The organism is Paraburkholderia sp. BR13444, from assembly GCF_040948755.1.
GTDB classification, from domain to species: domain Bacteria; phylum Pseudomonadota; class Gammaproteobacteria; order Burkholderiales; family Burkholderiaceae; genus Paraburkholderia; species Paraburkholderia youngii.
This window is the reverse complement of record NZ_JBFPKM010000021.1, coordinates 65,913-78,936: the sequence shown is the minus strand read 5'-3', so window position 1 is coordinate 78,936 and position 13,024 is coordinate 65,913. Positions and strand designations below refer to the sequence as shown.

Genomic DNA, 13,024 nt, shown 5'->3' with positions numbered 1-13,024 from the left:
CGGCGAGCCCGGCCAAACTACAGTATCGAGAGGATGACTTTGCTAACCGGTATGTTTTCGAAACGTGTAGCGTGCGCATTGGCGCTGGCAATGACCCTCGGGGTCGGCATGGCGCACGCGCAGGAGGCGAGAATCGCCGCGGTGAATTCCGACCGCATCCTGCGCGAATCGGCTGCGGCGAAAGCCGCGCAGCTGAAGCTCGAGGCCGAATTCGCGAAGCGGGACAAGGATCTCGCCGACATGGCGCAAAAGCTCAAGTCGATGTCCGATGCACTCGACAAGAATGGCGCGACAATGTCGGCGACCGATCGCGCGCAGAAGCAGCGCGACCTGTCGCAGCTCGACTCGGACTTCCAGCGCAAGCAGCGTGAGTTCCGCGAAGACCTGAACCAGCGCCGCAACGAGGAACTCGCGGCGGTTCTCGATCGCGCGAACAAGGTCATCAAGCAGATCGCCGAAACGCAGCACTATGATCTGATCGTGCAGGAAGCGGTGTATGTGAGCCCGCGCATCGATATCACCGACCAGGTGCTGAAGGCACTGGCAGCATCGGGCAACTAAGGGCAACTAAGGGCAACCGAGGGCAACCGAGGGCGGCGCACGGTCGCCCCGCGCGCGTTGGCGCGCCCTCGCAATGATTGAACAGGTTGGAGACAGGATAGGCATGGCATTTAAGCTCGAGGACATCGTCCAGCGGTTCGGCGGTGAGGTTGTCGGTAACGGGTCGCAGCGCGTGAGCAGTCTTGCGCCGCTCGACCAGGCAGGCCCGGACCAGTTGGCGTTCCTCGCCAATCCGAAATATCTGTCGCAAGTCGAAACGACCCGCGCCGGAGCGGTGCTGATCAATGCCGGCGACCTCGAGAAGCTCGCTTCACGCGAAGGTCGAAACTTCATCGTCACGCCGAATCCCTACGCTTATTTCGCGCGCATCGCGCAAACCTTCATCGACCTCGCCGCGCCGAAGCCCGTTCCCGGCGTGCATCCGAGCGCAACCATCGATCCTTCCGCGCAGGTCGCCGCGAGCGCGGTGATCGGTCCGCGTGTCAGCGTGGAAGCGGGTGCGGTGATCGGCGAGCATGCGCGGCTCGACGCCAATGTCGTGATCGGCCGCGGCACGTGTGTCGGCGCGAACGCGCATCTGTATCCGAACGTGACCGTGTACCACGGCTGCAAGCTCGGCGAGCGCGTGATCGTGCACGCGGGCGCGGTGATCGGCTCGGACGGCTTCGGCTTCGCGCCCGACTTCGTCGGCGAGGGCGACGCGCGCACCGGCAGCTGGGTGAAGATTCCGCAGGTCGGCGGCGTGTCGATCGCGAACGACGTCGAGATCGGCGCGAACACGACGATCGACCGCGGCGCGATGGCCGACACGATCATCGAGGAGTGCGTGAAGATCGACAACCTCGTGCAGATCGGCCACAACTGCAAGGTCGGCGCCTACACGGTGATCGCGGGCTGTGCGGGCATCGCGGGCAGCACGACCATCGGGCGTCACTGCATGATCGGCGGCGCGGTCGGCATTGCCGGACACGTGACGCTGGCCGATAACGTGATCGTCACCGCGAAGTCGGGCGTGTCGAAATCGCTGCTGAAGCCCGGCATGTATACGAGTGCGTTCCCGGCCGTGAACCACGCGGACTGGAACAAGAGCGCCGCGCTGCTGCGCAATATCGACAAGCTTCGCGATCGCATCAAGGCGCTGGAGAGCGCCGCCGCCGACAAGGCCGGCAGTGCCACTGACGGCGCCGCAGGTCAACCCGCAGGCAACAAGATCTGACAGTTATCCCGGCGACCCACCGGCACCGCGTAAAATAGTGGTCGAGCATCATGAAGCAAAGCCGGTGGCCGTGACCGGGTGGCACGGCCACCGGTCAATCAAGGCGGCGGTCGCGCGCGTTTTCAACCCACCTGCACCAGCATCCGCAGTCATCATCGCGCAGTCAATGCGTGAGCAGAAACACCATGAGCACCGAAAAAATCAATCTCGACATTCATAAGATTCTCACGCTGCTGCCGCATCGTTATCCGTTCCTGCTGGTCGACCGGGTGCTCGAACTCGAACCGCACAAGAGCATCAAAGCGTTGAAGAACGTGTCGATCAATGAGCCGTATTTCCAGGGACATTTCCCGACGCGGCCGGTGATGCCAGGCGTGCTGATCCTCGAAGCGCTCGCGCAGACCGCGGCGCTGCTGACGTTCTCGGAAGAGCCGAGCGATCCGTCGAACACGCTGTACCTGTTCGTCGGCATCGACAACGCGCGCTTCAAGCGCGTGGTGGAACCGGGCGATCAGCTGATCCTGAACTGCACGTTCGAGCGTCACATGCGCGGCATCTGGAAGTTCAAGGCGCGCGCCGAAGTGGATGGCGTCGTCGCGGCGGAAGCCGATCTGATGTGCGCGGTGCGCCACACGGACAAAGACGCGTAAAGCTGGCGTCCGGGCAGGTCGCGGCGTGGCACGGCAGGTGCGCGGCCCCGGCGGCAAGGCCATCCACACAACGCAACAGAATCAGAAGCGAGGACGCATGAGCAGGATCCATCCCACCGCGATCATCGAAGCGGGAGCGCAGCTCGACGAATCCGTCGAAGTCGGGCCCTATGCGGTGATCGGCGCACACGTGACGATCGGTGCGCGCAGCACGGTCGGCTCGCACAGCGTGATCGAAGGCTATACCACGATTGGCGAAGACAACCGCATCGGCCATTACGCATCGGTCGGCGGCCGTCCGCAAGACATGAAGTACCGGGACGAGCCGACCAGGCTCGTGATCGGCAACCGCAACACGATCCGCGAATTCACGACGATCCACACCGGCACGGTGCAGGATGCGGGCGTCACCACGCTTGGCGACGACAACTGGATCATGGCCTACGTGCACATCGGTCACGACTGCCACGTCGGCAGCAACGTGATCCTGTCGAGCAACGCGCAAATGGCCGGCCATGTGACGATCGGCGACCACGCGATCATCGGCGGCATGTCCGGCGTGCATCAGTTCGTGCGCATCGGCGCGCATGCGATGCTCGGCGGGGCGTCGGCGCTCGTGCAGGACGTGCCGCCCTATGTGATCGCCGCGGGCAACAAGGCCGAGCCGCACGGCATCAACGTCGAAGGGCTGCGCCGCCGCGGTTTCTCGGCTGACGCGATCTCGGTGCTGCGCTCCGCATATCGCGTGCTGTACAAGAACGGCCTGTCGCTCGAAGAAGCGAAGGTGCAATTGAAGGAACTCGGTTCTGCCGGCGGTGACGGCGACGCCCCAGTGCAGACGCTGCTCGCGTTCGTCGAAGCGTCGCAGCGCGGCATCATCCGCTAACCGATGACGTTGCAACCCAGTCCGCCGCGCATCGCGATGGTGGCCGGCGAGCCGTCCGGCGACCTGCTCGCCGCGTCGCTGCTCGACGGTCTCGCCAGCCGGCTGCCGGCCGCCACGCAGTACTATGGCATCGGCGGTCCGCGCATGATCGCCACCGGCTTCGACGCCCACTGGCCGATGGAAAAGCTGACGGTGCGCGGCTATGTCGAAGCACTGCGGCACATCCCCGAAATCCTCGGTATCCGCAACGAGCTCAAGCGTCAGCTGCTTGCCGAGCCGCCGTCCGTGTTCGTCGGCGTCGACGCGCCCGACTTCAACTTCGGGCTCGAGCATGCGCTGCGCGACGCCGGCATTCCGACCGTGCACTTCGTTTGCCCGTCCATCTGGGCGTGGCGTGGCGGGCGCATCAAAAAGATCGCCAAGGCGGTCGACCACATGCTGTGCGTGTTCCCGTTCGAAACCGCGCTGCTCGAAAAGGCGGGCGTCGCGGCGTCGTACGTCGGGCATCCGCTGGCCGATCAGATCCCGTTCGAACCCGACACTCTCGGCGCGCGCCGCGCGCTCGGTCTGGCGGAAGGCGGGCCGGTGATCGCGGTGCTGCCGGGCAGCCGGCGCTCCGAGATCGACCTGATCGGCCCGACGTTCTTCGCGGCGATGGAGATGATGCAGCACCAGGAGCCCAGCGTGCGCTTCGTGATGCCGGCGGCGACGCCCGCGTTGCGCGCGCTCCTGCAGCCGCTCGTCGATGCACACCCGGGCCTCGCGCTGACCATCATCGACGGCCAGTCGCAACTCGCGATGACCGCCGCCGACGCGATTCTCGTGAAGAGCGGCACCGTCACGCTGGAAGCCGCGCTGTTGAAAAAGCCGATGGTGATTTCGTACAAGGTGCCCTGGCTGACCGGGCAGATCATGCGCCGCCAGGGCTATCTGCCGTACGTCGGCCTGCCGAACATCCTGGCCGGGCGTTTCGTGGTGCCGGAGATCCTGCAGCACTTCGCGACGCCGCAGGCGCTCGCCGAGGCGACGCTGAAACAGTTGCGCGACGAAGCGAACCGGCGCACGCTGAAGGAAATCTTCACGGAGATGCACCACGTGCTCAAGCAGAACACCGCGCAGCGCGCGGCCGAAGTCGTGGCGAGCGTCGTCGAGCAACGGGCGGGGCGGCCATGACCCCCCCCCGCGCGCCTCGCCGCAAGACCGCGGCCGCCGTTCGGGTGGTCGCGCAAGCCGGCCTGAACTTCGAGAGCGCCGACGACATCGTCTGCGGCGTCGACGAAGCAGGGCGCGGACCGCTGGCCGGACCGGTCGTCGCGGCGGCGGTGATTTTCGATCCCACCAAACCGATGATCCGCGGCCTCGACGATTCGAAGGCGCTCACCGCACTCAAGCGTGAAGCGCTGTACGACAAGATCGTCGATCGCGCGCTCGCGTATTGCATCGCATCGGCGACGGTCGAGGAAATCGATTCGCTGAACATCCTGCACGCCACCATGCTCGCGATGAAGCGCGCGGTCGAGGGCCTGTCGGTCGTGCCGACGCTCGTGAAGGTCGACGGCAACCGTTGCCCGACGCTCAGCATCCGTAGCGAGGCGGTGATTGGCGGCGACGCGCTCGTGAAGAGCATTTCGGCGGCGTCGATTCTCGCGAAGGTCGCGCGCGACCGCATGCTGCTCGAATTGCATCAGGCCTATCCGATGTACGGCTTCGACGCGCATGCCGGTTACAGCACGCCGCAGCATCTCGCGGCGCTGCGCGACCATGGGCCGTGCGAGCATCATCGGCGCTCGTTCGCGCCGGTGCGCGAAGCGCATCTGCGGTTCGGCACCGGCGTGCCGTTGCCATCGGCGGACGCCGTCATCGTGGCCGACGCGCTGCTGCTCGACGACGATGCATTCGGCGACGCCGGCCTCGCGTGACTGACCGCATCCGCACGGCTCGAACGCGGTCCGCGCTCGAGCGCCGCTGATTTGCCACTGATTCGTCGCTGCTCCCATTTCCATTTCTCACCGCCTTCGCTGCCTGTGAAAGCCATCACCTCGCGGGACAATCCGCTCTACAAGCGCCTGAAGGCCCTGGCCGGCTCGACGCATCAACAGCGCCGCAGCGGCCACGCGCTGCTCGAGGGCTTCCATCTCGCGAGCGCGTATCTCGACGTCGCCGGTCAGCCGGAGCTGTGCGTCGTCACCGACGGCGCGCTGCGTCACGACGAAGCGCAGGCGATCGTTTCGCGCATCGACGAGCATCGGCTAGTGACACTGCCGGATGCGTTATTCGGACAGTTGTCGAATGTCGTGCATGGCGTCGGAATTCTGCTGCTCGTCGAGAAGCTGGATGCGCCGCTGCCCGAGCGCGTCGAGCAAAACTGTCTGGTGCTCGACGGTGTGCAGGACGCGGGCAATGTCGGCTCGATTCTGCGCAGTGCGGCCGCCGCCGGTATCGAACACGTGTTCTGCGCGCCGGGCACCGCGTACGCGTGGTCGTCGAAGGTGCTGCGCTCCGGCATGGGCGCGCACTTCCTGTTGCAGATTCATGAGGATGTCGACGCGAGCGCGCTGATCGAACGTCTCGCGGTCCCGATCGTCATCACCGATTCGCACGGCGCCGAAGCGATTTATGACTGCGACCTGAGCAGGCCGCTTGCGTGGGTGTTCGGCAACGAAGGGGCGGGCGTGTCGCAGGTGTGGCGCGATGCCGTGTCGTTTCGGGTGACGATTCCGCAGCCTGGCGGCATGGAATCGCTGAACGTGGCGGCCGCGGCGGCCGTCTGCGTGTTCGAGCAGTGCCGGCAGCAGCGCGGCCGTAAAAAGTAGACGTCAGTGGCGTTGCGCGGGCGCTGGCGGGCAACGCTACGCCTGCTCGGCGGTCGCTCAATACGACGGCCGATCCAGCTTGATCTCCTGCAGGATCGTCGTCGCGATCTCCTCGATCGACTTGTGCGTCGACGACAGCCACTTGATCCCCTCGCGCCGCATCATCGCTTCCGCTTCGTTGATCTCATAGCGGCAGTTTTCCAGCGCCGCGTACTTGCTGCCCGGCCGCCGCTCGTTGCGGATCTCCGACAGGCGCTGCGGATCGATCGACAACCCGAACATCTTCTGCCGATGCTCGAGCAGCGGCGTGGGCAGCTTGCCGCGTTCGAAATCTTCTGGAATCAGCGGATAGTTCGCCGCTTTCACGCCGTACTGCATCGCCAGATAGAGGCTCGTCGGCGTCTTGCCGCTGCGCGACACGCCGACGAGGATCACGTCCGCGTCCGCGAGATTGCGGTTCGATTGACCGTCGTCGTGCGCGAGCGAGAAATTGATGGCCTCGATCCGGTTCTTGTACTCCTCGGTGTCCGCGTTCTGGTGGCCGCGGCCCATCGCGTGACTCGACTTCAGCTCCAGCTCCTGCTCGAGCGGCTCGACGAAGGTCTGGAACATGTCGAGCACGAGTGCGTTCGAATCCTTCACGATCTGATTCGACGAGCTGTCGACGAGCGTGGTGAACACGATCGGACGACGGCCGTCCTGCACGACCGCTTCGTTGATTTTTTCGAGCGTTGCGTAGGCCTTCTCGGTCGAGTCGACGAATGGCACGCGGACCAGGCGAAATTTCTGGTCGAACTGGGAGAGGATCGAATGCGCGAAGGTTTCGGCAGTGATCCCGGTACCGTCTGAGACGATGAATACGGTGGGCGGCATCAGTGGGGCTGTGAACGTGAAAGACAAATGAGCCAGCAAAGCGCGGCGCTGGAACGCGCTTGGATCAAACCGCGCAGCGGCGCGCGGCCGGCCTCGCAAACGCCGGCTGGCTGGGCCGGGGCGCGATTCGAGACGCAATTCTCGACCGACTGCCACATTTGGGGAGTCGGCACGGTAGAATAGCGGCAACCTGTTGGATAAGCAATTGCAGGCGATTGGTCGCTAAATTACCGCGAACGGTCGTTCAACCTCACGTCATCTGGCGTAGATATGCGTTGAACGTAAGAGATCGGGCGGTAAGTGCGTTGATTGGCGTTCTTCGCCGCCGCCGTCTCGGTCACGCTCGCGGCCGGCGTCTCCATGCAACGCATCTCTGCCTTAACGGCGATTGCTTATCTAACAGGTTGTGCAAGACACGGGGTCGAGCTTCCAATGGGCTGCCCGTGTTCAAGCCCACTTGCACAGTCGTGAATTTCTTTCACACTTAGGGGCTTGTATGACTAACGCAGTTACCGGCGCAAAGGACAAGGCGTATGTAGTTCCGTTCGAGCAGTTGCGGATGACCGACGTGGAAATCGTCGGCGGCAAGAACGCGTCGCTGGGCGAGATGATCAGCCAGCTCGCGGAAGCCGGTGTGCGCGTGCCGACCGGTTTCGCGACCACCGCGCTCGCGTTCCGTGACTTCCTGCAGCACAACAATCTGACCGAACGCATCGCCAAACGTCTCGAGACGCTCGACGTCGACGACGTGAAGGCGCTCGCCGAAGCGGGCAAGGAGATCCGTCAATGGATCGTCGACGCGCCGCTGCAGCCGCAGCTCGAGGCTGACATTCGCGCGGGGTTCGACACGCTGCAAAAGAGCTCGCCCGAAGAGCTGTCGTTTGCCGTGCGTTCGTCCGCGACCGCGGAAGACCTGCCCGACGCATCGTTCGCCGGTCAGCAGGAAAGCTATCTGAACGTGGTCGGCATCGACGACGTGCTCGATCGCATGAAGCACGTATTCGCGTCGCTGTACAACGACCGCGCTATCTCCTATCGCGTCCACAAGGGCTTTACGCATGCTGAGGTCGCGTTGTCGGCGGGCGTGCAGCGCATGGTGCGCTCGGACGTCGGCGCCGCCGGCGTGATGTTCACGCTGGACACCGAATCGGGCTTCAAGGACGCCGTCTTCATTACGTCGAGCTATGGCCTCGGCGAAACCGTCGTGCAGGGCGCGGTGAATCCGGACGAGTTCTACGTCTTCAAGACCACGCTCGCGCAGGGCAAGTACCCGATCATCCGCCGCTCGATCGGCTCGAAGCTGATCAAGATGGAGTTCACGAAGCCGGGCGAGCCGGGCCGCGTGAAGACCGTCGACGTGGCGCACGAGCAGCGCAACCGTTTCTCGATCACCGACGAAGACGTGATCGAACTCGCGAAGTACGCGGTCATCATCGAAAAGCACTACCAACGTCCGATGGACATCGAGTGGGGCAAGGACGGCCGCGACGGCAAGATCTTCATCCTGCAGGCGCGTCCGGAAACGGTGAAGAGCCAGGGCGGCGGCAAGGCCGAGCAGCGCTTCAAGCTGAAGGGCCAGTCGAACGTGCTGGCAACGGGCCGTGCGATCGGTCAGAAGATCGGCGCGGGCCCGGTGCGCGTGATCCACGATCCGTCGGAGATGGACCGCGTGCAGCCGGGCGACGTGCTCGTCGCCGACATGACCGACCCGAACTGGGAGCCGGTCATGAAGCGTGCGTCGGCGATCGTCACGAACCGTGGTGGCCGCACCTGCCACGCGGCGATCATCGCGCGTGAGCTGGGCGTGCCGGCGGTGGTCGGCTGCGGCGACGCGACCGACGTGCTGAAGGACGGCGCGCTCGTCACCGTGTCGTGCGCGGAAGGCGACGAAGGCAAGATCTACGACGGCCTGCTCGAAACGGAAGTCACCGAAGTGCAGCGCGGTGAACTGCCGCCGATTCCGGTGAAGATCATGATGAACGTCGGCAATCCGCAGCTCGCGTTCGACTTCTCGCAACTGCCGAACGCAGGCGTGGGTCTCGCGCGACTCGAATTCATCATCAACAACAACATCGGCGTGCACCCGAAGGCGATCCTCGAATACCCGAACGTCGATCAGGACCTGAAGAAGGCGGTCGAAAGCGTCGCTCGCGGTCACGCGTCGCCGCGCGCGTTCTACGTCGACAAGCTGACCGAAGGCATCGCGACGATCGCGGCGGCGTTCTATCCGAAGCCCGTCATCGTGCGTATGTCGGACTTCAAGTCGAACGAGTACAAGAAGCTGATCGGCGGTTCGCGCTACGAGCCGGACGAGGAAAACCCGATGCTGGGCTTCCGCGGCGCATCGCGCTATATCGCCGAAGACTTCGCCGAGGCGTTCCAGATGGAATGCGTCGCGCTCAAGAAGGTGCGTGAAGAGATGGGCCTCGACAACGTCGAGATCATGGTGCCGTTCGTGCGTACGCTGAAGCAGGCGGAGCGCGTTGTCGGGCTGCTCGCAAAGTTCGGCCTGAAGCGCGGCGAGAAGGGCCTGCGCCTGATCATGATGTGCGAAGTGCCGTCGAACGCTATCCTCGCCGAAGAGTTCCTGCAGTACTTCGACGGTTTCTCGATCGGCTCGAACGACCTGACGCAACTCACGCTCGGCCTCGACCGCGACTCGGGCATGGAACTGCTCGCCGTCGATTTCGACGAGCGCGATCCGGCGGTCAAGTTCATGTTGAAGCGCGCAATCGAAACCTGTCTGCGTCTGGACAAGTACGTCGGTATCTGCGGTCAGGGTCCGTCGGATCACCCGGACTTCGCGCAGTGGCTGACGGACGAAGGCATCAAGTCGATCTCGCTGAACCCCGACACGATCATCGATACGTGGCAGCAGCTGGCAAAGGCAAAGGCGTAACTCGCGAGGTATCGAATGCCGCTTCGCAGGCGGCATTTGGCACGCGTTAAAGGCACGTCCGCTTCGTGCTATAAACACCCCGGTAGATCCGGGGTGTTTTGCTTTGTGGAGGTCGACGTGGCGCCTGGTGGACTGTTCTGGTGGATCGGGGCGGGTGTGCTTGTCGTGCTGGAGCTGATGAGCGGCACCTTCTATCTGTTGATGATCGCGTTCGGCTTCGTCGCGGCCGCACTTGCGCGCATTGCCGGCGCCGGTCCCGATCTGCAGTTCGTGGTTGCGGCGCTGGTCGCGCTTGCGGCGGTCGTGGCGCTCAGACGCTCGCGCTTTGCCCGTCGCAGGCGCGAGCAGGCGTCGCGCAATCCCGATGTCAATCTGGACATCGGGCAGACGTTGAACGTGCCGGCCTGGCAGGGCCGCAAAGCACGCGCGACCTATCGTGGCGCCGCATGGGACGTCGAGCTGGCCGCGGGCGAGCCTGAAGACGCACAGGTCTACGAGATCAGGGAGTTGCGCGGTAGTTGTCTGGTCGTCGTCGCGAGCCGGCAGCCGAAGGCGCGCGCGAGCGCGACCTGACGGTCTGAACCCGAGTGTTGGGTGCGGTGTTCGCCACACGCGCTCATCGATGTCCCTTCACAAAGTGAAGCACCAGAGCCTAATCTGAACACGCAGGCCCGACCAACCTGCGCACAACAATTCGAAGCAGAAGCGGAGGGTAGCGATATGGATTCAACCATCGTCGGGGCAGTGCTGCTGATCGTCGTGATCGTGCTCGCGTCGCAGACCATCAAGATCGTGCCCCAGCAGCATGCGTGGGTGCTCGAGCGCCTCGGTCGCTATCACGCGACGCTGACGCCGGGTCTGAGCCTCGCGTTTCCGTTCGTCGATCGGGTCGCGTACAAGCACGTGCTGAAGGAAATTCCGCTCGAAGTGCCGAGTCAGGTCTGTATCACGCGCGACAACACGCAACTGCAGGTCGACGGTGTGCTGTATTTCCAGGTCACCGATCCGATGAAGGCATCGTACGGATCGAGCAACTTCGTGTTCGCGATCACGCAGTTGTCGCAGACCACGCTGCGCTCGGTCATCGGCAAGCTGGAGCTCGACCGGACTTTCGAAGAGCGCGATTTCATCAATCACAGCATCGTGTCCGCGCTCGACGAGGCGGCCTCGAACTGGGGCGTAAAAGTGCTGCGCTACGAGATCAAGGATTTGACGCCGCCGAAGGAAATCCTTCACGCGATGCAGGCGCAGATCACCGCCGAGCGCGAGAAGCGCGCGCTGATCGCGGCCTCGGAAGGGCGCAAGCAGGAGCAGATCAATATCGCGTCGGGCGGCCGCGAGGCGGCGATCCAGAGGTCCGAAGGCGAGCGGCAGGCGGCGATCAACCAGGCGCAGGGCCAGGCCGCGGCGATTCTGGCGGTGGCCGAGGCGAACGCGCAGGCGATCCAGAAGATCGCCGCGGCGATCCAACTGAACGGCGGCATGGACGCGGTCAATCTGAAGGTGGCCGAACAGTACGTGAACGCGTTTTCGAACCTCGCGAAGCAGGGCACGACACTGATCGTGCCGGGCGACATGTCCAACATGAGTTCGATGATCGCGTCTGCGCTGACGATCGTGAACAAGGGCAGGGCGGCAGCGGAGCCGCCGCGAAGCGACCTGCGCTGACGAACTGAGCAATCGGCGCGCAATGAGCGCGTGACAAAAAGCAAATGGCCCGCACATCGATGTGCGGGCCATTTTTCTGCGTGAGCCGCAAACGAATGGCGCTTACGTCGGCGAGCGCATCAAACGCGCCTTCTCGCGCTCCCAGTCGCGCTTCTTCTCGGTCTCGCGCTTGTCGTGCATCTTCTTGCCCTTCGCGAGACCGATCTCGCATTTGACGCGACCGTTCTTGTAGTGAAAATTCAGCGGCACGAGCGTGTAGCCGCGCTGCTCGACCTTGCCGATCAGCTTGCTGATTTCCTCGCTATGCAGCAGCAGCTTGCGCGTGCGCACCGGATCGGGATGGATGTGCGTCGACGCTTCGGGCAGCGGGCTGATGTGCGTGCCGATCAGAAACAACTCGCCGTTGCGGATCACCACGTAGCCTTCCTTGATCTGGCCGCGCCCCGCGCGCAACGCCTTGACCTCCCATCCTTCGAGCACGAGGCCGGCCTCATAGCGTTCCTCGACCGAATAGTCGTAGAAGGCTTTTCTGTTGTCGATGATGCTCATGAATGGAAAGTGCCCAACTCGTTTAAAATTACGATTTTAGCAAAGCGGGACAAGGAAAGCCCGCCGCGCTCATCCACCCTTGCCACGCGCTGTTCAATTTATGGCAGATGTCCAGAAAACCGTGTTGATTCGCCATTCGGCGGAACAGATGTTCGACCTCGTCACCGACGTCGATGATTACCCCAACTTCCTGCCATGGTGCGGCGGCATCGAAATTCGTCACCGGGACGACACCAGCATGGAGGCGCGGATCGATATCAACTTCAAGGGCATCAAGCAGCATTTCGCCACGCGCAACTCGATGGAGCGCCCCACGCGCATCGACATGGAATTCGCCGACGGTCCGTTTCGCAAGTTCACCGGTTTCTGGCGCTTCACGCCGCTGCGGGCGGACGCGTGCAAGATCGAATTCGCGCTGCACTACGAGTTCACCAGCATCCTGCTTGAGAAGATCATCGGGCCGGTGTTCAATCACATCGCCAATACCTTCGTCGAATCTTTCGTGAAGCGCGCCAATCAGCGCTATGGTCAGGCATGAGCGCGCGGCTAACGGTTGAGGTCTGCTATGCGCTCGCCGGCGAGCAGGCGTTGATTGCGGTCGAGTTGCCCGCGGGCGCGACGCTGAAGCAGGCGATCGACGCAAGCGGGATTCTGCGGCGTTTTCCGTCGATCGATCTGAACACGCAGAAGGTGGGCGTGTTCGGCAAGCTCAAGCCGCTCGATACGGTGCTGGCCGACAATGATCGCGTCGAGATTTACCGGCCTTTATTGGTCGATCCGAAGGTGTCGCGCCAACGGCGCGTCGAAAAGACGCGCAAGGCTGGGTCGATCGAGGGGCGGCGCTGGTTGAACAAGGATTCGCGCTAGGCGGCGCGAGTCGGCGGGGTGGTGAATTTTTTCGCCCGCCGC

Annotated in this window: 14 protein-coding genes; 12 read left to right on the top strand and 2 right to left on the bottom strand. The window is 63.7% G+C overall.

Going from position 1 to position 13,024, the window contains the following annotated elements; all coding sequences use genetic code 11:
* Window positions 1–39 precede the first annotated feature (39 nt).
* The 7 genes from AB3X95_RS35300 to AB3X95_RS35270 all read left to right on the top strand — a co-directional run bounded on the left by AB3X95_RS35300 (window position 40) and on the right by AB3X95_RS35270 (window position 6,126).
* Complete coding sequence (locus AB3X95_RS35300; RefSeq protein WP_026225318.1) at window positions 40–561, top strand: OmpH family outer membrane protein; 522 nt, start codon at window positions 40–42, stop codon at window positions 559–561.
* Window positions 562–664: 103 nt separating this feature from the next.
* Complete coding sequence (lpxD, locus tag AB3X95_RS35295; RefSeq protein ID WP_176124976.1) at window positions 665–1,777, top strand: UDP-3-O-(3-hydroxymyristoyl)glucosamine N-acyltransferase; 1,113 nt, start codon at window positions 665–667, stop codon at window positions 1,775–1,777.
* A 185-nt stretch (window positions 1,778–1,962) separates the two neighbouring features.
* Window positions 1,963–2,427, top strand: coding sequence for a 3-hydroxyacyl-ACP dehydratase FabZ (gene fabZ / locus AB3X95_RS35290; RefSeq protein ID WP_176108294.1), 465 nt, complete (start codon window positions 1,963–1,965; stop codon window positions 2,425–2,427).
* Window positions 2,428–2,524: 97 nt separating this feature from the next.
* A complete protein-coding gene (gene lpxA, locus AB3X95_RS35285) occupies window positions 2,525–3,313 on the top strand; it encodes an acyl-ACP--UDP-N-acetylglucosamine O-acyltransferase (RefSeq protein ID WP_176108295.1) in 789 nt (262 codons plus the stop codon).
* A 3-nt stretch (window positions 3,314–3,316) separates the two neighbouring features.
* Entirely contained in the window at window positions 3,317–4,486 is a 1,170-nt protein-coding gene (gene lpxB / locus AB3X95_RS35280) for a lipid-A-disaccharide synthase (RefSeq protein WP_176368957.1), read from the top strand.
* Window positions 4,483–5,232 (top strand): ribonuclease HII, encoded by a 750-nt coding sequence (gene rnhB, locus AB3X95_RS35275; RefSeq protein ID WP_368623685.1) that lies wholly within the window; start codon window positions 4,483–4,485, stop codon window positions 5,230–5,232. The genes lpxB and rnhB overlap by 4 nt, the downstream gene beginning before the upstream one ends.
* Before the next feature lie 105 nt (window positions 5,233–5,337).
* Window positions 5,338–6,126 (top strand): TrmH family RNA methyltransferase, encoded by a 789-nt coding sequence (locus tag AB3X95_RS35270; RefSeq protein WP_368623684.1) that lies wholly within the window; start codon window positions 5,338–5,340, stop codon window positions 6,124–6,126.
* Between the two features lie 57 nt (window positions 6,127–6,183).
* On the opposite strand, the gene AB3X95_RS35265 is transcribed toward AB3X95_RS35270, so the two are convergent.
* Window positions 6,184–6,999 carry a pyruvate, water dikinase regulatory protein gene (locus tag AB3X95_RS35265; RefSeq protein ID WP_013089690.1) on the bottom strand — a complete coding sequence of 272 codons (816 nt, stop codon included), beginning with the start codon at window positions 6,997–6,999 and terminating at the stop codon, window positions 6,184–6,186.
* 496 nt (window positions 7,000–7,495) lie between these two features.
* On the opposite strand from AB3X95_RS35265, the gene ppsA reads away from it, so the two are divergent.
* The 3 genes from ppsA (at window position 7,496) to AB3X95_RS35250 (ending at window position 11,566) form a co-directional block, all read left to right on the top strand.
* Window positions 7,496–9,898, top strand: a complete 2,403-nt coding sequence (gene ppsA, locus AB3X95_RS35260; RefSeq protein WP_176108300.1) for a phosphoenolpyruvate synthase — start codon at window positions 7,496–7,498, stop codon at window positions 9,896–9,898.
* Window positions 9,899–10,015: 117 nt separating this feature from the next.
* Window positions 10,016–10,471, top strand: a complete 456-nt coding sequence (locus AB3X95_RS35255) for an NfeD family protein (protein ID WP_176124981.1) — start codon at window positions 10,016–10,018, stop codon at window positions 10,469–10,471.
* Between the two features lie 147 nt (window positions 10,472–10,618).
* Window positions 10,619–11,566, top strand: coding sequence for an SPFH domain-containing protein (locus tag AB3X95_RS35250; RefSeq protein ID WP_368623683.1), 948 nt, complete (start codon window positions 10,619–10,621; stop codon window positions 11,564–11,566).
* A 102-nt stretch (window positions 11,567–11,668) separates the two neighbouring features.
* Here the strand turns inward: AB3X95_RS35250 and smpB are convergent, their stop codons facing one another.
* On the bottom strand, window positions 11,669–12,115 hold the full coding sequence (smpB, locus tag AB3X95_RS35245; protein ID WP_013089686.1) for an SsrA-binding protein SmpB: 447 nt from the start codon (window positions 12,113–12,115) through the stop codon (window positions 11,669–11,671).
* A 100-nt stretch (window positions 12,116–12,215) separates the two neighbouring features.
* Here smpB and AB3X95_RS35240 point away from each other — a divergent pair, with 100 nt between their 5' ends.
* Together AB3X95_RS35240 and AB3X95_RS35235 are read left to right on the top strand one after the other, a co-directional pair.
* Entirely contained in the window at window positions 12,216–12,653 is a 438-nt protein-coding gene (locus AB3X95_RS35240; protein ID WP_013089685.1) for a type II toxin-antitoxin system RatA family toxin, read from the top strand.
* Window positions 12,650–12,982 carry an RnfH family protein gene (locus AB3X95_RS35235; protein ID WP_368623682.1) on the top strand — a complete coding sequence of 111 codons (333 nt, stop codon included), beginning with the start codon at window positions 12,650–12,652 and terminating at the stop codon, window positions 12,980–12,982. Before AB3X95_RS35240 ends, AB3X95_RS35235 begins: the two co-directional genes overlap by 4 nt.
* The last annotated feature ends 42 nt before the right edge of the window (window positions 12,983–13,024 follow it).